This is a genomic window from Tepidicella baoligensis, from assembly GCF_013432195.1.
GTDB lineage: Bacteria > Pseudomonadota > Gammaproteobacteria > Burkholderiales > Burkholderiaceae_C > Tepidicella > Tepidicella baoligensis.
On the sequence record NZ_JACCDB010000003.1, the window covers coordinates 277,401 to 300,407 of the forward strand.

Consider the following 23,007-nt stretch of genomic DNA (forward strand, 5'->3'; position numbering starts at 1 on the left):
CTGTCATGAGCCAACAACACGCTTTTCAGGCCGAGGTCGCGCAGTTGCTGCACCTCGTCACCCATTCGCTGTATTCCAACAAAGACATCTTTTTGCGCGAGCTGATTTCCAACGCGTCGGACGCCTGTGACAAGCTCCGTTTCGAAGCTCTTAACGACCCCAGCCTTTATGAAGATGCCCCCAACCTGGAGGTTCGCGTCCAGTTCGACAAGGACGCCAAGACGCTGACCATCACCGACAACGGCATCGGCATGAGCGAGGCCGAAGCCATCGAACACCTCGGCACCATTGCCAAGAGCGGTACCCGCGACTTCATGAGCCGTCTCAGCGGCGATCAGAAGAAGGACGCCCAACTCATCGGCCAGTTCGGGGTGGGCTTTTATTCGGGGTTCATCGTGGCCGACCGGATCACCGTCGAGAGCCGGCGCGCCGGCCTCAAGCCTGAACAGGGGGTGCGCTGGACGAGCAGCGGCAGCGGCGCCTTCGAAACCGAAGCCATCACCCGCGCCGAGCGGGGCACCAGTGTCATCCTGCACCTGCGCGACGACGCGAGCGAATACCTCAACCGTTGGAAGCTCAAGCAGATCATCGGCAAGTACTCGGACCACATCAGCCTGCCCATCCTCATGCAGAAAGAGGAATGGGACAAGGACAAGGGCGAATACGTGCTGCTGGCCGATTGGGAGGTGGTGAATTCGGCCAGTGCGCTGTGGACGCGCCCCAAGAAGGACATCAGCGACGAGCAGTACATCGATTTCTACAAGAACATCAGCTACGACCAAGAGGCCCCGCTGACCTGGAGTCACAACCGTGTCGAGGGCAGTATCGAGTACACGCAATTGCTCTACATCCCGGCCAAGGCGCCACACGATCTGTGGAACCGCGACAAGAAAGCAGGGGTGAAGCTCTACGTCAAGCGCGTCTTCATCATGGACGACGCCGAGGCGCTCATGCCCACCTACCTGCGTTGGGTCAAAGGGGTCATCGATTCGGCCGACCTGCCGCTCAACGTCAGCCGCGAACTGCTGCAGGAAAGCCGTGACGTCAAAGCCATCCGCGAGGGCAACACCCGCCGTGTGCTGAGCATGCTTGAAGACCTGGCCAGTAAGGACCGCCTGCCCACTGGCGAGGACTGGGAGCGCCTGAGCGACGAGGAAAAGAAGCAGGCCGAAGCCGATGCCGGCAAGTACGCGCGTTTCTACGCGGAATTTGGCGTCGTGCTCAAGGAAGGACTGGGCGAGGATTTTGGCAACCGTGAACGCATCGCCAAGCTGCTGCGCTTCGCTTCCACCCAGAGCGATACCGTGTCGGTGAGCCTGGCCGACTACAAGGCGCGCATGAAGGAGGGGCAGGAGGCCATTTATTACATCACCGCCGACACGCTGGCCGCGGCCAAGAACAGCCCGCAGCTCGAAGTCTTCCGCAAGAAGGGTATCGAGGTGCTGCTGATGACGGACCGTGTGGACGAGTGGGCGTTGTCCTTCTTGCACGAATTCGACGGCATCCCGTTGCAGAGCGTGGCCAAGGGGGCGGTGGATCTGGGCAAGCTCCAGGACGAGGCAGAGAAGAAAGCCGCAGAACAAGCCGCCGAAGCCTTCAAGCCGGTGCTCGAGCGGCTGAAAACGTCCTTGAAGGACAAGGCCAAGGACGTGCGCGTGACCTCTCGCTTGGTGGATTCTCCGGCTTGTTTGGTGGTCGAGGACGGGGACTATTCCATGCAGCTTGCACGCCTGCTCAAGCAGGCGGGCCAGAAGGCTCCCGAAGTCAAACCGATTCTGGAAGTCAATGCCGAGCATGCCTTGGTCCGCAAACTCGATGGGCATCCCCATTTCGACGATCTGGCCCACATCCTGTTCGACCAGGCCCTGCTGGCCGAGGGTGGCCTGCCGGAAGATCCGGCGGCCTATGTGAAGCGGGTCAACGCGTTGTTGGCTTGACCGTCAGTCCAGCGTGCCGGCGAATTCGATGATGGCCTTGTGGTCGGGCGGCAGCACGGTGAACCTGATGCCCGACTCGACCAGCATGCTGCGCAGAGCCTTGTCCACCTGCAGGGCCTGGGCCTCGTCCTGCAGCCGGCCGCTACGCACGTAGGGTTTGTCGAGGTCGCGCTGCACCAGGATGTTCACGTTGTTGAACTGCTTGTACCAGACCAGGATCTGCTGGTGTGTCTTTTGCACGTCGCACACGTTGTCCGGGTAGTGGGCGTTGTAGTAGAGCAGTAGTGGCAACGCTCCTTCGGTGACGATAAAAGCCACTTGACCGTCGAACACCTCCAGCATGCGGTATTGCTGCAACGCGATGCCGTACTGGTTGCGCAGAGCGTCCATGTCGCGCTGCCAGACCAGTATCTTGCCGATGTCGGGCACGGTTTCGACTGTCTTGTGGCGCAGGTGCAGCTTGAGCACGATGGCCGATGAGTACAGCGATTTGTCACACCCCGGCCCGCCAATGATGTTGATGACCTTGGTGGGGTAGCGTCGCAGTTTGGCTTCGGGCAAGCTGGTGGGCACGTAGCCCGCGATGGTGGTGCTCATGTCTCCGATCTCCTGACGCGGACGGGCATGCCCTCATGCTACCAAAGGTTCGTCCTCCATGGACGCCACCTGATCCCACAGCGTCTGCGCCTGTTCCAGCCAGTAGCTCCCGCTGCCGAACCAGGGGAAGTGGATGGGGAAGGTGGGGTCGTCCCAGCGGCGCGCCAGCCAGGCGCTGTAATGGATGAGGCGCAGCGTGCGCAGGGGTTCGATCAGCGCCAGTTCCCGGCGGTCGAAGGGCCGCAGGGTTTCGTAGCCGTCCAGCAAGGCGCCGAGCTGGTGTTGCTGCTGTGCGCGGTTGCCGCTGAGCAGCATCCACAAGTCCTGCACCGCCGGTCCGGTGCAGGCGTCGTCCAGGTCCACGAAGTGCGGGCCACCGCCCGGCCGATCGGTAGGGGCCCAGAGGATGTTGCCCGGGTGGCAGTCGCCGTGCAGCCGCAGCGCCAGAAACGGGGTGCGGGCCCAGGCCGCTTCGACGGCCTGCAGTGCCGCCTCGGCGGCCGAGCACCAGCGGGTCCTCGCCTCCGCTGGAATGAGTCCTCGCGTCAGCAGTTCATCCATCGGCACCCGGCCCAGACGGGGGATGTCCAGGGCGGGCCGGTGCGTGAACGGCGCTCGTGCGCCCACGAGGTGCAGGCGTGCCAGGAAGCGTCCGATCCACTCCAGCACTTCGGGGTCGTCCAGCTCGGGGGGGCGTCCACCGCGGCGCGGGCTGATGCTGAAGGCGAAGCCGCCGTACCGGTGCAGGGTACGCCCTTGCAGCCGCAGCGGCGCGACGACGGGTACCTCTGCTTCGGCCAGCGCCAGGGCAAAGGCGTGCTCCTCCTCGATCTGCTCGGGAGTCCAGCGGCCGGGACGATAGAACTTGGTCACCACGGCGCTGTCGTCTTCCAGGTGAACCAGATAGACCCGGTTTTCGTAGGAGTTGAGCGCGGTCAGGCGGCCATCGCCGTGCAGCCCGACGCTGGAGAGTGCGTCGAGAACCGTGTCGGGCGTCAGGGTGTCGTAGGGGTGCGGGTGCATGGTGGGGGATTGTGCCTGGGTGCGGTTGTTTATCATCCGCCCATGACACAGCCCAAAGGCTCACCGCGTCCGCCTGCCGCGCTTCTGCCCGAACTGCTTGCGGGCCAGTCGATCGAACTGCTCAAGGAATTGCATATCCTGACGCGGGATGGCCGGCTCAACCAGGACACGCGGCGCAAGCTCAAGCAGGTGCAGCACCTGGTGCAGTTCATCGCGCCCCTGATCGACGACGTGATCGAGCACCGTGGCGACGTGGTGCTGGCCGACCACGGTGCCGGCAAATCCTACCTCGGCTTCATGCTGTACGACTTGGTGCTGCGTCCGCTTGGCGTGGGCACGGTGTATGGGGTGGAGACCCGCGCCGATTTGGTGGAGCGCTCGCGTGCGCTGGCCGCTCGGCTGGGCTTCGAGCGCATGCGTTTCGTGGCCACCACGGTGCAGGAGGCCACCACGTCTGCCGATCTGCCTGCCCAGGTGGACATCGTCACCGCGCTGCACGCCTGTGACACCGCCACCGACGACGCCATGGCCTTTGGCCTGGCCAAGCAGGCACGCCACATGGTCCTGGTGCCCTGCTGCCAGGCCGAGGTGGCTGGTGTGCTGCGCAAGCACAAGGCACTCAGCCTTTCGCGCACGCCGTTGAGCGAGATCTGGCGTCACCCGCTGCACACGCGCGAGTTCGGTAGCCAGATCACCAACGTGCTGCGTTGCTTGCGCCTGGAAGCGCACGGCTACCAGGTGACGGTCACCGAACTGGTGGGCTGGGAGCACTCGATGAAAAACGAGCTGATTCTGGCGCGCCGGGTTGGCAAAGGCAAGGCCAGCGCCCGTGACCGACTGCTGCGGGTGCTCGATGAGCTGAATCTTCAAGAACTACGGAGCCGTTTTGCGGTCTAGCGTCCATGGATGATCTGCCTGTCTTGATCCCATTCATTGCCTGGCCCGTGCTGTTGTTGCTGGCCTGGGTCGTCGGGGAGCGCCTGTACAGCCTCTGGAAGGTGCCGCGGGTGTCGAGCTATGTGGCGGTGGGGCTGCTGGCGGGTTTGGCCGGGCAGCCGGGGCTCCATGTCGGGCATGTCGGGTTCTCGCTCCTGGCCAACGTGGCGCTTGCGCTCGTCTTGTTCGAGCTGGGCTACCGGATCAATCTGCGCTGGTTCCGCCACAACCCTTGGGTGCTCGCCGTGGGGCTGGTGGAGTCGCTGATCACGTTTGGGTTGGTGTACTGGGCCAGCGGCTGGTTCGAACTGGCCTGGGAGGTGCGGTTGATCGTCGCGGCCCTGGCGGTGTCGGCGTCCCCGGCCGGGATCGTCCGCGTGGCCAACGAGTTGCGCGGCGCTGGCCAGGTCACGGAGCGTGTCATGCACCTGTGTGCCATCAATTGCCTGGTGGCGGTGATGCTGGTCAAGATCGTGGTGGGCTCCTGGCACCTGAGCACATCCGGCGACTGGGTGGCGGCCGGGCTGGGCAGCGTTTACAGCCTGTTCATTGCGGTGGCACTGGGCGGGGCGCTGGGCGTGCTCGTGCCCACCTTGATGCGCTTGCCCGAGATGCGCAGCAACGGCGCGACCGTGCTTTTTGCCCTGGCGGTGCTGCTGCTGACCATGACAGCCTTTGCCCTGAAAGTGTCCCCCTTGTTGGCCGCGCTGAGTTTTGGCATCGTGGCGCGCGAGCGGCGGGTGCAGCTCACCAACGCCCAGCGCGACTTCGGCTCCGTCGGCGATCTGCTCGGCATGTTCCTGTTCGTGTATGTGGCCGTTCTGATCGACTGGAGCCATGTCTGGGGGACTCTGGGCATTGCCGTGGTGTTGCTGGCCCTGCGCGTGGCCTCCAAAGTGGTGTGCAACCTGGCCGTGGCCCGGTTGAGTGGCATCACCCCCCGCAAGGGCTGGCTGACCGGGTTGGCGCTCACCCCCATGTCCGCCTTTGCCATCCTGTTGCTGGAGCAGAGCCGCCTCTACGGCTTTGAACCGGCGGTGGCGGCCTTTGCCGCTTTGGCCGCCATGATGGCGCTGCAGGAATTGCTCGGCCCCTGGGTCACCCAGCGCAGCCTGATGGCCGCTCAAGAAACCCACGTCACGGCCGAGCCCGTGTCCAAGACCTGATTCCGGAGCCCGGCATGCCACTGGAAACCTTCAAAGCGTCGGAGTCGCTCACCCTGGGGGTGGAGCTGGAACTGCAACTCGTCAACACCTACGATTACGACCTCTCCAGCAGCGCCGACGATCTGCTCGAGCTGCTGGCGCGGGCCCCTTTCCCGGGCACGGTCACGCCCGAGATGACGCAGAGCATGATCGAGGTGGCCACCGGCATCCATCACGAGCACGGCCCGTTGCTGGCGCAGCTGCGTGACATCCGCGACACGCTGGTGCAGGCCGGTGACCGGCTCAACGTCGAGCTGGCTGGGGGTGGCACCCACCCTTTCCAACGCTGGTTCGAGCAGCGCATTTTCAGCAAACCGCGCTTTCAGCAGTTGTCGGGGTTGTACGGCTACCTCGCCAAGCAGTTCACCGTGTTTGGCCAGCACGTGCACGTCGGCTGCAGCTCGCCGGACGAAGCCTTGTTTTTGCTGCACGCGCTCAACCGCTACGTGCCGCACTTCATTGCGCTGTCGGCCTCCTCGCCGTATTCGCAGGCGGTGGACACGTTGTTCGATTCGGCCCGGCTGAATTCGGTGTTCGCGTTTCCTCTGAGCGGGCGCGCCCCGTTCGTGCTCAGCTGGGACGAATTCGCCAACGGCTACTTCACCAAGATGGAGAGCACCGGCGTGGTCAAGTCCATGAAGGACTTTTACTGGGACATCCGTCCCAAGCCCGAGTACGGCACCATCGAGTTGCGGGTGTGCGACACCCCGCTCACGGTGGAGCGCGCCGCCGCGCTGGCCTGCTATCTGCAGGCGCTGTGCCGTCACCTGCTGGAGCGCAACGAACCTCCGCCCGAGGAAGACGACTACCTCGTCTACACCTACAACCGCTTCCAGGCCTGCCGCTTCGGGCTGGACGGGATGATGGTCAACCCCAAGACCCGCGAGCAGATCAGCATCCGCGAGGACATTTTGGCGACGCTGCGCAAACTGGTGCCTCATGCCGAGGCCCTGAACGCCGTGCCCGCGTTGGACGAAGTCGAGCGCGCGGCCGCCCGCGACGGCAATCACGCCTCCTACCTGCGTCGCTGCTATGCAGAGTCCGGGAGCATCCAAGGGGTGGTGCGCGCGGCGGTGGAAGCACTGCGCCGTCCGTGCTAACCTGATCGGCATCATCCCGCATTTCCAGGAGAGACTCATGCCCGGCTTGCTGCCCCACATCGACCCCGATGGCCTGCTGGAATTTTCTGTGGTCTACACCGATCGCGCCCTCAACCACATGTCCAAACGCTTCCAGGGCGTGATGCAGGATATCTCCCGCATCCTCAAGGAAGTGTACGGGGCTTGCTCGGCCGTGCTGCTGCCTGGCAGCGGCACCTTCGGCATGGAAGCGGTGGCGCGCCAGTTCGCCACCGGCAAGAAGGTGCTGGTCATTCGCAACGGCTGGTTCAGCTACCGCTGGACGCAGATCTTCGACATGGGGTCCATTCCCGCACAGGAAATCGTGCTCAAGGCACGCCGCGTGAGCGACGAGCCTGAAGCGCCCTGGGCGCCCTGCCCGATCGAGGAGGTGGTGGCCACCATCCGCCGTGAGCAACCGGCCGTGGTGTTCGCACCACATGTGGAGACCGCCAGCGGCATGATCCTGCCCGACGCCTACCTGCAGTCGGTGGCCGAGGCCACCCACGAGGTGGGCGGGCTGTTCGTGCTCGACTGCATCGCCTCCGGCGCGATGTGGGTGGACATGCGCGCCACCGGGGTGGACGTGCTGGTGAGCGCCCCGCAGAAGGGGTGGAGCAGCTCGCCGGCCTGCGCCATGGTGATGCTCAGCGAGCGGGCCCGCGCGGCGATCGATGGCACCACCAGCACCAGCTTCGCCTGCGACCTCAAGAAGTGGCTGCAGGTCATGGAAGCCTACGAAAAAGGTGGACACACCTACCACACCACCATGCCCACCGATGCGCTGGCGCGATTGCGTGACGTGATGGTGGAGACCCGCGCCTACGGCTTCGAGAAGGTGCGTCAGGAGCAGATCGAGCTGGGTGCGAAAGTGCGCGCGCTGTTCGAAAGCCGTGGCATCCGCAGCGTGGCGGCCGAAGGCTTCAAGGCGCCGGGGGTGGTGGTGAGTTACACGCGCGACCCCGAGATTCAGAACGGCCAGAAATTCCGGGCGCTCGGCCTGCAGACCGCCGCCGGCGTGCCGCTGCAGTGCGACGAGCCGCCGGGCTTCAGCACCTTCCGCGTGGGGCTGTTCGGCCTGGAAAAGCTGCACCATGCGGACCGCAGCGTTGCGCACCTGGCGCAGGCGTTGGACCAGATGGGCCTGCGGCCGCTGGAGCAGGCTGCCGCGGCTTGAGAAAGCTCAGCCGGCGAAGCGGCGCCGTGTGAGCGCCAGCGCGATCCAGAACGCCAGCGCGGCATAGGCCACCAGCACGCCCAGGTGCAGCCAGGCGTCGCTGGGCCACTGGTCCATGAACAGGGGGCGCACCAGCTGCACGGCGTGGGTCAGGGGTAGCAGGTTCGACAGCCACAGCACCACCTGGGGCAACTGCTCACGCGGGAAGAACACGCCACTGAGGAACATCATGGGCGTGAGGAAGAGCGTGAAGTAGTAGGTGAAAAAGTCGTAACCCTTGGCCAGCGCATTGAAGATCAGCGCGATGCAACTGAAGGTGATGCCCACCAGCAACAGCACCGGCCAGGCCACCAGCAGTTTGGGGCTGTGGCTGATGCCCAGGGCCAGCATCACGCCCAGGATGGCGGTGGCTGTGAACAGCGCCTTGAATGCGGCCCAGAGCATTTCGGCGAACAGCACGTCGTCGAGCGTGACCGGCGCGTTCATGATCCCGTCCCACGTCTTTTGCACATGCATCCGCGAAAACGCCGAGTAAAGCGCCTCGAAGGTGGCCGCGTTCATGGCGCTCATGCAGATGCTGCCGCTGGCCAGGAACAGGATGTAGGGCACGGCCAGGCTGGCGCCTTCGGTGGTGATGATCTGGACTTCCCCCACCAGCGCGCCCATGCCGTAGCCGAAAGCCACGAGCCAGATCAGCGGTTCGGCGATGTTGCCCACCAGGCTGGGGATGGCGAGCTTGCGCCAGACCAGCAGGTTGCGCAGGAACACCGGCCAGAAACGGGTGGACAGGACTGGGTGACGCCAGTGGCTCGGGGGTTGGGCGGGCGAGGCCGCCATCGGGGCAGGGGGCCGGATCGGGTCGTTCATGAGGTCTTTCAGGTCAGCCTTCTTCGCGGATTTGCCGGCCGGTGAGTTTGAGGAACAGGTCTTCCAGGTTGGCCGGACGGTGCAGGGTTCGCAGATGATGGTGCTGGGCCAGTTCGGCCAGCAGCGGGGCGGCCTGGCGGGTGTAGAAGAAGGCGGTCTCGCCACTGACCTCCACGCGGTTCGCCAGCTTGGCCAGAGGGGACTGCGCCAGTGACTGCGCTTGCTGGCCGCTGCCCCCATACACCTCCACCACCTCGGGCTCCAGGTGCTCGGCGATCAGGGCGCGCGGTGGGCCTTCTGCGATCTTGCGGCCGTGGTCGATCACGATCAGCCGGTGGCACAGGCGCTCGGCCTCATCCATGAAGTGGGTGGTCAACAAAATGCTTTTGCCTTGTTGTAGCAGCTGTTGCAGACGCTCCCACATCAGGTGCCGGGCCTGCGGGTCGAGTCCGGTGGTGGGTTCGTCCAGCAGCAGCAGTTGCGGGTCGTTGACCAGGGCGCGGGCCAGCGACAGGCGCCGGCGCATGCCACCCGAGAGCTCGCCGGGTTTGGCCTGGGCCTTGTGGCTGAGGGCCGCGAAGGCCAGCAGATCGGGGATCCGTTGTCGCAGTCGCTTGGTCGGCAGGCCGAAATAACGGCCGAACACCAGCAGGTTTTCCGCGCAAGTGAAGTCCGGGTCCAGCGTGTCGAACTGGCTCACCACCCCCAATTGCGCCTTGATGGCCTGGGCTTGCGCTGGCATGGGCAACCCCAGTGCGGTGATCTGTCCGGCGTCGGGCACGGTCAAGCCCAGGCACATGCGGATGGTGGTGGTCTTGCCTGCGCCGTTCGGCCCGATCAGGCCGAGGCACTCGCCCGAGGCAATCCCGAAGCTCAGATCATTGACCACGGTCTGGTCACCGTAGCGTTTGGTAAGGTGTTGGGCGTCGAACAGCAGCGTCATGGGCCGATGGTATGCGTCGGTAAAATCTGGCATTTTGCAGTGAAGGAAAAGCCCGTGTTTGACCGGCTGGCCGTCTGGCCGCAGTACCTGATGCCCAAACAGGCCATGACGTCGTTGGCGGGCGCGCTGGCCAGGCGCCCTCTGGGCGGGCTGACGCAAGCCGCGATTCGGCGCTTCGTGGCCCGTTATGGGGTCAATATGGCCGAGGCCGCCGAGCCCGACCTGGCGCACTACGCCACCTTCAACGACTTTTTCACCCGAGCCCTCCGGCCCGATGCCCGCCCGCTGGCCCCAAAGGGCCTGTTGTGCCCAGTGGACGGTGCCATCAGCCAGTTCGGCCCCATCGAGCGCGACCAGATCGTCCAGGCCAAGGGGCACCGCTATTCGACCACCGCGCTGGTGGGCGGGGACGAGGAGCTGGCCCGCTGCTTTGAAGACGGTTTTTTTGCCACCTTGTACCTCAGCCCACGGGACTACCACCGCATCCACATGCCTTGCGCGGGCCGGCTGCGCCGCATGATCCACGTGCCCGGGGCGCTGTTTTCGGTCAACCCGGCGACGGCGCGGGGCGTGCCCGGTTTGTTTGCGCGTAACGAGCGGGTGGTCTGTGTGTTCGATGGCGAGCACCAGGGCCAGTCCTTCCCGCTGGGCATGGTGCTGGTGGGGGCCACCATCGTGGGCAGCATGGCCACCGTGTGGCATGGCATCGTCAACCCGCCGCGCCCCGGCGTGCTGCGCGACTGGCGTTACGACGATCGCGACATCCGACTCGAACGTGGCGCCGAAATGGGCCGCTTCTTGCTGGGCTCCACCGTCGTGGTGTTGTTGCCCCGGGGAGAGGCCCGTTTCAACCCGGCATGGGCGCCCGCACGTGCCATCCGCATGGGTGAACCGATGGCGGACTGGGCCTGCCCCAGTGCTTGATGCGCCTCACTGGAACGCCACTTCCGCGAAGCTCCTGAGTTTGCGGCTGTGCAGTTGGTCCACGCCTGCGGTGCGCAGCCGCTCGATGGCGCGGATGCCGATACGCAGATGCTGGTCCACGCGCTCGCGGTAGAAAGCATTGGCCATGCCCGGCAGCTTGATTTCGCCGTGCAGGGGTTTGTCGCTCACGCACAGCAGCGTGCCGTAGGGCACCCGGAAGCGGAAGCCGTTGGCCGCGATGGTGGCGCTTTCCATGTCCAGGGCCACCGCGCGGCTTTGGCTGAAGCGGCGTTGCGGTGTGTTGTCGGGCAAGAGTTCCCAGTTGCGGTTGTCGGTGCTGGCCACGGTGCCGGTGCGCATCACGCGCTTCAACTCACCCGGGGCCAGGCCGGTCACGTCGGCCACCGCCCCTTCCAGGGCCAGTTGAATTTCGGCCAAGGCCGGAATGGGCACCCACAGGGGCAGCTCTTCGTCCAGTACGTGGTCCTCGCGCACGTAGGCATGGGCCAGTACGTAGTCGCCCAGTTGCTGGCTGTTGCGCAACCCGGCGCAGTGGCCCAGCATCAGCCAGGCGTGCGGGCGCAGCACGGCAATGTGGTCGGTGATGGTTTTGGCATTGCTCGGCCCCACCCCGATGTTGACCATGGTGATGCCGCTGCGGTCGGCACGCAGCAGGTGGTAGGCTGGCATCTGCGGCAGTCGCGGCGGCGCTTGGCCGGGCTCACCGCTCCACAACGGCTGCAGGGCTTGCAGCGCTTGCGCGCTCAGGCCCGTGCGGGGCGTGACCACATTGCCCGGCTCCACGAAGGCAATGTAGTCGCTGTCGGGGCGGGCCATTTCGGCATGGCCCAGGCGGATGAATTCGTCGATGTAGAACTGGTAGTTGGTGAACAGCACGAAGTTCTGGAACCAGGCCGGGGCCGTGCCGCTGTAGTGACGCAGGCGCTGCAGGGAATAGTCCACGCGCGGGGCGGTGAACAGGGCCAGCGGCTGGGGATCGTTCGGGCCGGGCTCATAGGTGCCGTTGGCGATCCCGTCGTCCATCACGGTGAGGTCGGGCAGGTCGAACACGTCGCGCAGAACGGCGCGGTGGGCAGGGGTGAGTTCACCTTCCACGTGGTCGTCTTCGGCATAGGCGAAATGCACGGGGATGGGTTGGTGGCTCACGCCCACTTCCAGTTCTCCGCCGTGGTTGTCGAGTAGCAAGCGAAATTGCTCCAGGTAGTAGTCGGCGTAGAGATCGGGGCGGGTCAGGGTCGTCTCGAACCGGCCCGGCCCGGCCACGAAGCCGTAGCTGAGTCGGGCATGTCCTCCGGGCTTGGGCAGCCGGTTGGTGCTGCGGGCATGCAGGCGCACGAAGGGGTAGCAGGCGCGGACCCGCTGCATCGGCCCGCCTGGGGGTGGCGGTGCCGCATGCACGAATGCCTGCATGGCTGCCTGGAGATGCTCTACTGCCTGGGTGTAGAGGGCCTGCACCTGCGCCAACGCAGCGGCTGGCTCGGTGAAACGCTGGGGGGCGATGAAAGGCGGGCTGTGCATGTGGTCAAGGGGCGGGCGGGGCGACTGGCTCGCGCATGGTCACGAACTCTTCGGCTGCGGTCGGGTGGATGCCGATGGTGCTGTCGAACACGGCCTTGGTGGCGCCGGCTTTCATGGCCACGGCAAAACCTTGCACGATCTCGCCGGCGTCGGCCCCGACCATGTGCAGGCCCACCACGCGGTCGCTGGCGCCATCCACCACCAGTTTCATCAGGGTGCGCTCCTGGCTGCCGCTCAGGGTGTGTTTCAGCGCGCGAAATTCGGACCGGAACACCTTGATGGAGCCGAAGCGCTCCCGGGCCTCTGCCTCGGTCAGGCCCACGGTGGCCACGTTCGGGTGGGTGAACACAGCGGTCGGGACGAGGTCGTAGCTCATGTCGCGTGGCGGTTGGCCGGGGGCGGGGCCAAACAGGTGATCGACCAGTTTCATGGCCTCGCCGAGCGCTACCGGGGTGAGTGCCAGGCGGGCCGTCACATCCCCTATGGCGTAGATGCTGGGCACGTTGGTGCGGTAGTGTTCGTCTACCACGATGGCACCTTGCGGGCCCTGTGCCACGCCCACCGCTTCCAGGCCGAGCCCGGTCACATTGGGCACGCGGCCGGTGGCGTAGAGCGCGGCGTCCACCACCAGGCGGTTGCCGTCTTCCAGCAACACGTGCAGTCCATCGGCCTCGCGCCGGATGCTCACGACGCCGGCGTTGAGGCGCAGGTCCACGCCGTGCTTGCGCATTTCGCCAGCCAGGAAATGGCGTACCTCGTCGTCGAAGCCGCGCAGGATCTGCTCGCCCCGGTAGAGCTGTGTCACCTGAGCGCCCAGACCGTTGAAAATGGACGCGAACTCGCACGCGATGTAGCCGCCCCCCACCACCAACAGCCGACGCGGAAAAGGTTCCAGATCGAACACTTCATTGGAGGTGATGACGTGCTCATGGCCCTGGAAATGGGGGATGTGCGGTGTGCCGCCCGTGGCGATCACGATGCGTTGGCTCGTCAGCGTCTGGTGCCCGGGCGAACCATCGGCGTTGAGGGTGGCCAAGCGTATGGTGTGGGCGTCTTGCAGCTGGGCGAAACCGTTGAGCACGGTGACGCCGGCCCCGCGCAGCAGGTGCTCATAGACGCCATTGAGCCGCGCAATCTCTTGGGCGCGGTTGGTTTTCAGGCGGGCCCAGTCGAATACCGGGGCCTGCGGCAGTGTCCAACCATACCCGCGGGCCTCCACGAACGCCTCGGCGTAATGCGCGGCATAGCTGTAGAGCTTTTTGGGGATGCAGCCCAGGTTGACGCAGGTACCGCCCAGGCCATCGGTGCCCAAGGCTTCGGCGAGCGCCACACGCACGCCACGTTGCGCAGCCATGCGGGCGGCTCGCACGCCGCCACTGCCGCCGCCGATGACGAAAAGATCGAAGTCGAAATGGCTCATGAGACACATTGTCGGCCAAATCGAAAGGTGACGAGGTGTGACGGTGCCCGAGCCGTGGTTGCATGTGGTGACATGTGGCGTGACCGGGGTGGGCAGGCCCTGGTAGCATGGAAGCGCCTGACGAAGGAGGGCCAAGAACATGCATACAGCACGTCAATCATGCAAAGGCTGGGTCGCCGCTTGCGGCGCCCTGTGGCTGGCCTCGGCAGCCTGGGCCGCGAAACCGGAGGGCGGGCCGCCTGGCCTCACGCAGCAGCCCGTCAAAACGCCGGGGACGGGCGTTTCCGGGTCCGTGGAGATCGGGGGCGCTTCTGCCAACGTCCACATCCGGTTCGGAGAATCGCAGCGTCGCGCGGTGCGAGAGTACTATGGCCCGCTGTTGCGGATTGGGCACTGTCCGCCCGGTTTGGCCAAGAAAAACAACGGCTGCCAGCCGCCCGGCTTGGCCAAGGCGTGGCGTATCGGCCAGCCATTGCCGAGCGGGGTGGTGGTGTACCCCTTGCCCCGCGACCTGGAGATCCGCATGGGCACCCCGCCGGCGGGCTACCGCTACGTGCGCGTGGCGGCCGACATCCTGCTCATCGCCATCGGCACGAGCATGGTGGTCGACGCGATCGAAGACCTGGCCCGGCTCTGATGTCCAAGCCGGCTTCGCATCACAGGGCCAGCACCCGCCGCAAGTAGCGACCCGTGTGACTCTCGGGGTGGGCGGCCACGGTCTCCGGGGTGCCGCAGGCCACCACGGTGCCGCCGCCCGAGCCGCCTTCGGGACCCATGTCGATGATCCAGTCGGCGGTTTTGATCACGTCCAGGTTGTGCTCGATGACGACGATGGTGTTGCCCGCATCGCGCAACTGGTGCAGCACCTTGAGCAACAGTTCGATGTCGGCGAAGTGCAGGCCCGTGGTGGGCTCGTCCAGGATGTAGAGCGTGCGGCCGGTGTCGCGCTTGCTCAGTTCCTGGGCCAGCTTCACGCGCTGCGCCTCGCCGCCCGAGAGTGTGGTGGCGCTCTGGCCCAGGCGGATGTAGGACAGCCCCACGTCCAGCAGGGTCTGCAGCTTGCGTTGCAACGTGGGCACGGCGTGGAAGAAGGCGTGCGCCTGCTCCACCGTCAGATCCAGGATTTGCGCAATGTTTTTGCCCTTGTATTGCACTTCCAGCGTTTCGCGGTTGTAGCGCTGGCCGTGGCACACGTCGCAGGGCACGTACACATCGGGCAGGAAGTGCATCTCCACTTTCACCACGCCGTCGCCCTGACAGGCCTCGCAGCGGCCCCCGCCAGCCGATGACGACACGTTGAAGCTGAAGCGCCCCGGCCCGTAGCCGCGTTCGCGGGCTGTCGGCACCTCGGCCATCAGTTCACGTATGCCCGTGAACAGGCCGGTGTAAGTGGCCGGGTTGCTGCGCGGGGTGCGTCCGATCGGGCTCTGGTCCACGTTGATGACCTTGTCGAAATGCTCCAGCCCTTCGATGGCTTCATGCGGTTCGGGCTCGTCGTGGCTGCGGTAGAGGTGGCGGGCCACGGCGCGGTAGAGTGTGTCGTTGACCAGGGTGGATTTGCCCGAACCGCTGACGCCCGTGACGCAGGTGAACAGCCCGACGGGGAAGTCCACCGTCACGTGTCGCAGATTGTGACCATGTGCGCCCACCACGCGCAGGGTCTGCGGGCCGCTGGCGCTGGAAGCCGCAGCCGCTGGGGGCGCAGCCCAGGCGCGGGCTTTCGCCCCCTGGCGGGTGAGTGCTGGCGCCTCGGCAGCTTTTCCAGGCAACCAAGGCGTGCGTCGCTTGGGCACCGGGATCGTTCGAGCGCCACTGAGGTATTGCCCAGTCAGTGAGTGGGGGTTGGCCATCACCGCCGCAGGGGTTCCTTGCGCCATCACGCGGCCACCGTGCACACCGGCACCGGGGCCCATGTCGATCACATGGTCGGCGGCGCGAATCATGTCCTCGTCGTGCTCCACCACCAGGACACTGTTGCCCAGGTCGCGCAGGTGTTTGAGGGTGTCGATCAGCCGGTCGTTGTCGCGCTGGTGCAATCCGATGCTGGGCTCATCGAGCACGTACATCACCCCGGNGGACACTGTTGCCCAGGTCGCGCAGGTGTTTGAGGGTGTCGATCAGCCGGTCGTTGTCGCGCTGGTGCAATCCGATGCTGGGCTCATCGAGCACGTACATCACCCCGGTCAGGCCCGAGCCGATCTGCGAGGCCAGCCGGATGCGCTGGGCCTCGCCGCCGCTGAGCGTCTCGGCGCTGCGGTCCAGGCTGAGGTAGGTGAGCCCCACGTCGTTGAGGAATCGCAGGCGCGAGACGATTTCGCGCACCACTTTGTCGGCGATTTCGGCCTTGGCACCGCTGAGCTGCAACGACTGGAAATAGGCCAGCGCTTCGGCCAGGGTGACGCGACTGATGTCGAAAATGGCGCGTCGCTGAGTGCCCGTGCCCACGAAGACGTGGCGGGCTTCTGGGCGCAGGCGCGTGCCGCCGCAGTCCGGGCAAGGGTGGGTGGCACGGTAGCGTGCCAGCTCCTCGCGCACGGCGGGACTGTCGGTTTCCCGGTAGCGGCGTTCGAAGTTGCGCACGATGCCTTCGAACGGATGCGATTTGGCGATGCGTTTGCTGGCCGATGTGCCCGAGTCCAGCGCGTAGCTGAAGGCAATCGCCTCGTCGCCCGAGCCGTACAGCAGCACCTGCTGCACAGAGTCGGGCAGTTCGTCCCAAGGGGTTTCGGGGTCGAACCCGTAGTGTGCGGCCAGGCTTTCCACCATGGCGTAGTAGTAGCCGTTGCGCCGGTCCCAGCCTTTGATGGCGCCACTGGCCAGGCTCAACGAGGGGAAGACGACGACCCGCGCCGGGTCGAACACCTCGGTGTGGCCCAGGCCGTCGCAGGTGGGGCAGGCGCCCACGGGCGAGTTGAACGAGAACAGACGCGGCTCCAACTCGCTCAGCGCATAGCTGCACAGCGGGCAGGCAAACCGCGCGCTGAACAGGTGTTCTTCGCCGCTGTCCATTTCCAGCGCCACCGCGCGGCCGTTGGTCAGCCGCAGCGCGGCTTCGAAGCTTTCCGCCAGACGTTGCTGTGCATCGGGGCGTACCTTGAGCCGGTCCACCACCACGTCCAGGTCGTGCTTTTCCTGCTTGTTCAAGGCGGGCATGTCTGCAGCCTCGATCACTTGCCCGTTCAGTCGGAAGCGCACATAGCCCTGGGCCTGCAGTTCGGCCAGCGTGTCGGCGAATTCGCCCTTGCGGTCCCGGGCGATCGGGGCCAGCACCATGAGTTTGGTGTCTTCAGGCAGGGCCAGCACATGGTCCACCATCTGGCTCACCGTTTGGGCCTGCAGCGGCAGGTCGTGTGCCGGGCAGTGCGGTGTGCCGGCGCGCGCAAACAGCAGGCGCAGGTAGTCGTGGATCTCGGTCACCGTGCCCACGGTGGAGCGCGGGTTGTGGCTGGTGGCCTTCTGCTCGATGCTGATGGCCGGTGACAGGCCTTCGATCAAATCCACATCGGGTTTGTCCATCAATTGCAGGAACTGCCGGGCGTAGGCGGAGAGGCTTTCCACATAGCGGCGCTGCCCCTCGGCGTAGAGGGTGTCGAAGGCCAGACTGGATTTGCCGGAGCCGCTCAGGCCGGTGATCACCACCAGCGCCTGCTTGGGGATGTCCAGGTCGATGTTCTTGAGGTTGTGGGTGCGGGCACCGCGCACGCTGAGCATGGGTTGGCGCCAGGCGTCGCGCAGGTAGGTGCCCTGGGCGTCGGCCTGGGGTTCGGCCCAAGGGCGGGATGGGGTGTCGAGGGCGTTGTCGTTCACGGCAGGACGAAATAGAGCAACCCGACATCATAGGCCGCTACGCTGCGCCCTGTCATCTGGCTTTGCTACACTGTGCGCCATGTTCATTCCTGTTGGCCCGATCTCCGCGCGCCTGGCTGTCTTCTGCGGCCGGGGGGCTTGGCCTTGGCGCAAGCCAGCGAGCGCCATCTGACCCCGTCTGCGCCCGCCCCGGGCGCACCGTGCTACCGCCGCTGTGGCGGGAGCGATCGAAGGATTGAACGCTCCGTGCGTCGGAGCCGAGCTGCAGGAGGCTCATGTGATCACCGAACTCGAATTCAAAAGCCTGGCCGGCCAAGGCTACAACCGCATTCCGCTCATGATCGAGGCGTTTGCGGATCTCGAAACCCCGTTGTCCCTGTACCTGAAGCTGGCCCACAGCAAGGGCGGTGGGCGTCACAGTTTTTTGCTCGAATCCGTGGTGGGGGGCGAGCGCTTCGGGCGCTACAGCTTCATCGGCCTGCCCGCGCGCACCCTGTTGCGCTCCACGGGTTTCGGGGCCGAGGCGACAACCGAAGTCGTGCATGACGGTGCCGTGGTCGAAACCCATCAGGGCAATCCGCTGGACTTCATCGAGGCCTATCGGCAGCGTTTCAAGGTGGCCCTACGCCCCGGCCTGCCGCGTTTTTGCGGCGGGCTGGCCGGTTACTTCGGCTACGACACGGTGCGCCACATCGAGAAGAAGCTGGAGGCCACCTGCCCACCCGACACACTGGGCTGCCCCGACATTCTGTTGCTGCAGACCGAAGAGCTGGCCGTGATCGACAACCTGTCGGGCAAGCTCTGCCTCATCGTCTATGCCGATCCGGCCCAGCCCGAGGCCTATGGGCGGGCCAAGAAGCGGCTGCGCGAACTCAAGGAGCAGCTCAAGTACTCGGTGAGTGCGCCGGTGGTGAAATCCGGCGAGACCCACGCCGAGCAGCGCGAATTCCCCAAGGCCGACTTTCTGGCCGCGGTGGACCGGGCCAAGGAGCTGATCGCCGCGGGCGACTTCATGCAGGTGCAGGTGGGTCAGCGCATCAGCAAGCGCTATCAGGCGTCACCGTTGAGCCTGTACCGGGCGCTGCGCTCGCTCAACCCCAGCCCCTACATGTACTACTACCACTTCGGCGATTTCCAGGTGGTGGGGGCGTCGCCCGAAATCCTGGTGCGGCATGAGCACACCGACGAGGGCGAAAAAGTCACCATCCGCCCGCTGGCCGGCACGCGCCCGCGCGGAGCCACGCCCGAGAAGGACAAGGCCGCCGAGCAGGAGCTGGTCAACGACCCCAAAGAGCGCGCCGAGCACGTCATGCTCATCGACCTGGCGAGGAACGACATCGGCCGCATCGCGCAGATCGGCTCCGTCAAGGTGACCGAGGCGTTTGCCATCGAGCGTTACAGCCACGTCATGCACATCGTGAGCAACGTCGAAGGGCTGCTGCAACCCGGTATGACCAGCATGGACGTGCTCAAGGCCACCTTTCCGGCGGGCACGCTCACGGGCGCGCCTAAGGTTCACGCGATGGAACTGATCGACCAGTTGGAGCCCTCCAAGCGCGGGTTGTACGGCGGCGCGGTGGGTTACCTCAGCTATGCGGGCGATATGGATCTGGCCATTGCCATCCGCACCGGCATCGTGAAAGACGGCACGCTCTACGTGCAGGCGGCGGCCGGTGTGGTGGCCGACTCCGTGCCCGAAATGGAGTGGCGTGAAACCGAACACAAGGCCCGGGCCTTGCTGCGTGCCAGCGAACTGGTCGAGGAGGGGCTGGAATGAGCCGCCTCAAACTCCTCATGGTGGACAACTACGACTCGTTCACCTACAACATCGTCCAGTATTTCGGTGAGCTCGGTGCCGAGGTGGAGGTGTTCCGCAACGACGAGATCACGCTCGAAGGCATAGCCGCTCGCGCCCCCGACCGTCTGGTGATTTCACCGGGGCCTTGCTCTCCTGCAGAAGCCGGCATTTCCATCGCCGCGATTCGGCATTTCGCGGGCAAGTTGCCCATTCTGGGGGTGTGCCTCGGTCACCAGAGCATTGGAGCCGCGTTCGGCGGCACCATCGTGCGGGCGCAGGAGCTCATGCACGGCAAGACCAGCGTGATCACCACCACACAGGAAGGCGTGTTCGCTGGTCTGCCCCAGCAGTTCACCGTCAACCGCTACCACTCGCTGGCCATCGAGCGCGCCACCTGCCCCGAGGTGCTGAAGGTCACCGCCTGGACGGACGACGGCGAAATCATGGGCGTGCGCCACCGCGAGTTGCCCATCGAAGGCGTACAGTTCCATCCCGAGTCCATTCTGACCGAGCACGGCCATGCCATGCTGAAGAATTTTCTGGATCAGAACCCATGAGCCCGGACGCACCAGCGCTGCTCATGCCTACGGGCTCTGCCAGCGATCGTGGTTGCTGGCAGGCCTTGTTCGATCCCTCCTTTCGCTGAACCCCGGAGACTGCCCATGCCCCATCGCCATCTCATCACCCCCCAGGAAGCGCTGCAGCGTACCATCGAGCACCGCGAGGTTTTCCACGACGAGATGCTGCACCTCATGCGGCTCATCATGAGCGGCGAGCTGTCGCCGGTGATGACGGCGGCCCTGATCACCGGGTTGCGCGTCAAGAAAGAGACCATTGGCGAAATCACGGCTGCAGCGCAGGTGATGCGCGAGTTTTCGACCAAGGTGACGGTGGCAGACCGCACCCATCTGGTGGACATCGTGGGCACCGGTGGTGATGGCTCGCACACCTTCAACATCTCCACCTGCTCCATGTTCGTGGCGGCTGCGGCTGGCGCCAAGGTCAGCAAGCACGGAGGGCGCAGCGTCTCCAGCAAATCGGGCAGCGCCGACGTGCTGGAAAACCTCGGGGTCAACATCCACTTGAAGCCCGAGCAGATCGCCGCCTGTATCGAGCAGACCGGCATCGGCTTCATGTTCGCGCCGAATCACCATCCGGCCATGAAAAATGTCGCGCCGGTGCGCAAGGAGCTCGGCATCAAGACGATCTTCAACATCCTCGGACCGCTGACCAATCCGGCCGGCGCGCCCAACATCCTGATGGGCGTGTTCCATCCGGACCTGGTCGGCATCCAGGTGCGTGCCCTGCAGCGCCTGGGCACCGAGCACGCCGTGGTGGTCTATGGCAAGGACGGCATGGACGAGGTCAGCCTGGGGGCGGGCACCCTGGTCGGTGAACTGCTCAACGGCGAGATCACCGAGTACGAAATCCACCCCGAGGATTTTGGCCTCACCATGGCCAGCAATCGGGCGCTCAAGGTCGAAACCCCGGAAGAGTCTCGCGCCATGCTGCTGGGTGTGCTCGACAACCAGCCCGGCCCGGCGCGCGACATCGTGGCGCTCAACGCCGGCGTGGCGCTTTATGCCGCCAACGTGGTGCCTACCATGGAGGCCGGTATCCAGCTGGCCGACCGGACGCTGGCCTCCGGTGCCGCCAAGGCCAAGCTGGAGCAGTTCATCACCACGGCCCATCTTCTGGGCGCCTGACCGAGAGCCGCCCATGAGTGACATCCTCGAGAAAATCGTCGCCACCAAGCGCGAGGAGATCGCCGTCGCACAAAAGCGTGTGCCACTGGCGGCCATGCGCCAGGACGCCGAGTCCCGCTTGCTGACCCGCGATTTCGTGGGATCCATGCGCGCCCAAATCATCCAGGGACGGGCTGCGGTGATTGCCGAGATCAAGAAAGCCAGTCCGTCCAAGGGGGTGATCCGGGCGGATTTCATGCCCGCCGACATCGCCCAGAGCTACGCCGAGCACGGGGCGGCCTGTCTGTCGGTGCTCACCGACCGCCAGTACTTCCAGGGCGCGCCTGACGACCTCAAGCAGGCCCGTGCCTCCTGCGGCCTGCCCGTCCTGCGCAAGGATTTCATCGTCGACCCGTATCAGGTCTATGAGGCCCGAGCCATGGGGGCGGACTGCGTCCTGCTCATCGCCGCCTGCCTGGACGACGCGCAGATGGCCGATCTGGAAGCCGTGGCCCTGGGGCTGAACATGGCCGTGCTGGTGGAAGTGCACGACCGCGACGAGCTGCACCGAGCCCTGAGGCTGCGCACCCCGCTGCTGGGGATCAACAACCGCAATCTGCGCACCTTCGAGGTCAGTTTGGACACCACGCTCGGCATGCTGGCCGACGTGCCTGCCGATCGCTTGCTGGTCACCGAAAGCGGCATGCGCTCGCGCGCGGACGTGGAGCGCATGCGAGAGGCAGGCGTGCATGCCTTCCTCGTGGGCGAGGCCTTCATGCGCGCGCCTGAACCCGGCGTCGCTTTGGCCGAACTGTTCGGTTGGGCGTGACATCACCGGGCAGCATGCCGCTTTTCGGCGCCGACGAGTCGCCGGTGGCCGATGCCGCGGGCCGGCTCGTCGCCTGGACGCCTGAGGCATGGCCTATCGCCGCCGACTGGCGGCCTGCCTGGGAGGCGTTTTTGGCCAGCCCCGAAGGATGCCGGCTCGCGCAGCGTCTCGTCGAGCGCTTGGCTGCCGGAGCCACGGTGTACCCGGCGCAGCCGCTGCGAGCGCTGGCACTCACCCCCCTGTCCGAAACCCGCGTGGTGCTCCTGGGGCAAGACCCCTACCACGGTCCAGGCCAGGCAGAAGGGCTGGCGTTTTCGGTGCCGCCCGGCCAGAAAGCGCCGCCTTCCCTGCGCAATATCGCTGCCGAACTGCAGCGGGATCTGGGTGCACGACTGCCGACCCCGAGCCTGCTGGGCTGGTCCCGCCAGGGCGTGCTGCTGCTCAACGCCACCCTGACGGTGGAGGAAGGCTGTCCGGGCAGCCACGCCCGCTGGGGGTGGGAGGTGTTCACCGATGCCGTGATTCGCCTGTGTGCCACCCAAGGGCGACCCAAGGCGTTTCTCCTGTGGGGTGCGCATGCCCAGGCCAAACGCGGCCTGATCGCCGGGCGACACCACCTCGTGCTGGAGGCCAATCACCCTTCGCCGCTGTCGGCGAGAAGACCGCCCGTGCCGTTCATGGGCTGTGGCCATTTCGGCGCGGTCAACCGCTGGTTGGCCGATCGCCATGAAAAAACCATCGACTGGTTTGGTGTATCAGCGAAAAACGTGGCATAATCTGTGGCTCGCCGGAGGGGTGCCCGAGTGGCTAAAGGGGGCAGACTGTAAATCTGTTGGCTTACGCCTACGCTGGTTCGAATCCAGCCTCCTCCACCAGCGAAACTGAAGTTGTGCGGACTGTGGGTCCGCGTCAGGCCAGTTGGCACGATGCGGGAGTAGTTCAATGGTAGAACCCCAGCCTTCCAAGCTGATGACGCGGGTTCGATTCCCGTCTCCCGCTCCAGCAACGGTTTCGAGGTTGCGGCAGGTTTTCGTATAGCAGTCGTCAGGCTGCTATGCCCATGTGGCTCAGTGGTAGAGCACTCCCTTGGTAAGGGAGAGGTCGGCAGTTCGATCCTGCCCATGGGCACCAATCCATTGGTGTGTTTGTAATTTCGGCAATTTTCAAATCGGAGCTGAAAAATGGCAAAAGAAAAATTCGAG

18 protein-coding genes, 3 tRNA genes and 2 pseudogenes are annotated in these 23,007 nt (G+C 65.4%); 15 read left to right on the top strand and 8 right to left on the bottom strand.

Annotated elements, in window-relative coordinates:
* Positions 1-5: 5 nt before the first annotated feature.
* Complete coding sequence (htpG, locus tag HZS63_RS05965) at positions 6-1,937, top strand: molecular chaperone HtpG (protein WP_180683130.1); 1,932 nt, start codon at positions 6-8, stop codon at positions 1,935-1,937.
* A 3-nt stretch (positions 1,938-1,940) separates the two neighbouring features.
* On the opposite strand, the gene HZS63_RS05970 is transcribed toward htpG, so the two are convergent.
* Both HZS63_RS05970 and HZS63_RS05975 read right to left on the bottom strand, forming a co-directional pair.
* A complete protein-coding gene (locus HZS63_RS05970) occupies positions 1,941-2,534 on the bottom strand; it encodes a hypothetical protein (protein WP_180683131.1) in 594 nt (197 codons plus the stop codon).
* 33 nt (positions 2,535-2,567) lie between these two features.
* Positions 2,568-3,557, bottom strand: coding sequence for a serine/threonine protein kinase (locus tag HZS63_RS05975; protein ID WP_246316177.1), 990 nt, complete (start codon positions 3,555-3,557; stop codon positions 2,568-2,570).
* Positions 3,558-3,599: 42 nt separating this feature from the next.
* Between HZS63_RS05975 and HZS63_RS05980 the strand changes: the two genes are divergently transcribed.
* The 4 genes from HZS63_RS05980 to HZS63_RS05995 are packed head-to-tail and all read left to right on the top strand — an operon-like array spanning position 3,600 to position 7,993.
* Positions 3,600-4,454, top strand: coding sequence for a class I SAM-dependent methyltransferase (locus HZS63_RS05980; RefSeq protein ID WP_180683133.1), 855 nt, complete (start codon positions 3,600-3,602; stop codon positions 4,452-4,454).
* A gap of 23 nt (positions 4,455-4,477) precedes the next feature.
* Positions 4,478-5,659 (top strand): cation:proton antiporter, encoded by a 1,182-nt coding sequence (locus HZS63_RS05985; protein WP_180683134.1) that lies wholly within the window; start codon positions 4,478-4,480, stop codon positions 5,657-5,659.
* Positions 5,660-5,673: 14 nt separating this feature from the next.
* Positions 5,674-6,798: a YbdK family carboxylate-amine ligase gene (locus HZS63_RS05990; protein WP_180683135.1), complete on the top strand. Its 1,125-nt coding sequence runs from the start codon at positions 5,674-5,676 to the stop codon at positions 6,796-6,798.
* 37 nt (positions 6,799-6,835) lie between these two features.
* Positions 6,836-7,993, top strand: coding sequence for an aminotransferase class V-fold PLP-dependent enzyme (locus HZS63_RS05995; RefSeq protein WP_180683136.1), 1,158 nt, complete (start codon positions 6,836-6,838; stop codon positions 7,991-7,993).
* Positions 7,994-7,999: 6 nt separating this feature from the next.
* On the opposite strand, the gene HZS63_RS06000 is transcribed toward HZS63_RS05995, so the two are convergent.
* Positions 8,000-8,860: an ABC transporter permease gene (locus HZS63_RS06000; RefSeq protein WP_180683137.1), complete on the bottom strand. Its 861-nt coding sequence runs from the start codon at positions 8,858-8,860 to the stop codon at positions 8,000-8,002.
* Positions 8,861-8,873: 13 nt separating this feature from the next.
* Complete coding sequence (locus HZS63_RS06005; RefSeq protein WP_180683138.1) at positions 8,874-9,803, bottom strand: ATP-binding cassette domain-containing protein; 930 nt, start codon at positions 9,801-9,803, stop codon at positions 8,874-8,876.
* A 54-nt stretch (positions 9,804-9,857) separates the two neighbouring features.
* On the opposite strand from HZS63_RS06005, the gene asd reads away from it, so the two are divergent.
* Positions 9,858-10,727 (top strand): archaetidylserine decarboxylase, encoded by an 870-nt coding sequence (gene asd / locus HZS63_RS06010; protein ID WP_180683139.1) that lies wholly within the window; start codon positions 9,858-9,860, stop codon positions 10,725-10,727.
* A gap of 6 nt (positions 10,728-10,733) precedes the next feature.
* On the opposite strand, the gene HZS63_RS06015 is transcribed toward asd, so the two are convergent.
* Positions 10,734-12,266 (bottom strand): AMP nucleosidase, encoded by a 1,533-nt coding sequence (locus HZS63_RS06015; protein WP_180683140.1) that lies wholly within the window; start codon positions 12,264-12,266, stop codon positions 10,734-10,736.
* Positions 12,267-12,270: 4 nt separating this feature from the next.
* Positions 12,271-13,686: a glutathione-disulfide reductase gene (gene gorA, locus HZS63_RS06020; RefSeq protein WP_180683141.1), complete on the bottom strand. Its 1,416-nt coding sequence runs from the start codon at positions 13,684-13,686 to the stop codon at positions 12,271-12,273.
* Positions 13,687-13,825: 139 nt separating this feature from the next.
* Between gorA and HZS63_RS06025 the strand changes: the two genes are divergently transcribed.
* The gene (locus HZS63_RS06025) at positions 13,826-14,323 is read left to right on the top strand and encodes a hypothetical protein (RefSeq protein WP_180683142.1); all 498 of its coding nucleotides are present in this window, start codon (positions 13,826-13,828) and stop codon (positions 14,321-14,323) included.
* A 19-nt stretch (positions 14,324-14,342) separates the two neighbouring features.
* Here HZS63_RS06025 and HZS63_RS14225 read toward each other — a convergent pair.
* Positions 14,343-15,758, bottom strand: a pseudogene (locus HZS63_RS14225) (ATP-binding cassette domain-containing protein); the annotation flags it as partial.
* A 16-nt stretch (positions 15,759-15,774) separates the two neighbouring features.
* Positions 15,775-17,397 (bottom strand): annotated as a pseudogene (locus HZS63_RS14230) (excinuclease ABC subunit UvrA); the annotation flags it as partial.
* A 373-nt stretch (positions 17,398-17,770) separates the two neighbouring features.
* Here HZS63_RS14230 and trpE point away from each other — a divergent pair.
* The 8 genes from trpE to HZS63_RS06075 all read left to right on the top strand — a co-directional run bounded on the left by trpE (position 17,771) and on the right by HZS63_RS06075 (position 22,936).
* A complete protein-coding gene (gene trpE, locus HZS63_RS06040; RefSeq protein ID WP_180683143.1) occupies positions 17,771-19,270 on the top strand; it encodes an anthranilate synthase component I in 1,500 nt (499 codons plus the stop codon).
* A complete protein-coding gene (locus tag HZS63_RS06045; protein ID WP_180683144.1) occupies positions 19,267-19,848 on the top strand; it encodes an anthranilate synthase component II in 582 nt (193 codons plus the stop codon). Before trpE ends, HZS63_RS06045 begins: the two co-directional genes overlap by 4 nt.
* A gap of 105 nt (positions 19,849-19,953) precedes the next feature.
* Positions 19,954-20,997 carry an anthranilate phosphoribosyltransferase gene (gene trpD / locus HZS63_RS06050; RefSeq protein WP_180683145.1) on the top strand — a complete coding sequence of 348 codons (1,044 nt, stop codon included), beginning with the start codon at positions 19,954-19,956 and terminating at the stop codon, positions 20,995-20,997.
* Between the two features lie 13 nt (positions 20,998-21,010).
* Positions 21,011-21,805: an indole-3-glycerol phosphate synthase TrpC gene (gene trpC / locus HZS63_RS06055; RefSeq protein WP_180683146.1), complete on the top strand. Its 795-nt coding sequence runs from the start codon at positions 21,011-21,013 to the stop codon at positions 21,803-21,805.
* Between the two features lie 14 nt (positions 21,806-21,819).
* On the top strand, positions 21,820-22,581 hold the full coding sequence (locus HZS63_RS06060) for a uracil-DNA glycosylase (RefSeq protein ID WP_180683147.1): 762 nt from the start codon (positions 21,820-21,822) through the stop codon (positions 22,579-22,581).
* Positions 22,582-22,594: 13 nt separating this feature from the next.
* Positions 22,595-22,680 (top strand) — tRNA-Tyr (locus tag HZS63_RS06065).
* A gap of 53 nt (positions 22,681-22,733) precedes the next feature.
* A tRNA-Gly gene (locus HZS63_RS06070) sits at positions 22,734-22,807 on the top strand.
* Between the two features lie 54 nt (positions 22,808-22,861).
* Positions 22,862-22,936, top strand: a tRNA-Thr gene (locus HZS63_RS06075).
* Positions 22,937-23,007: the final 71 nt, after the last annotated feature.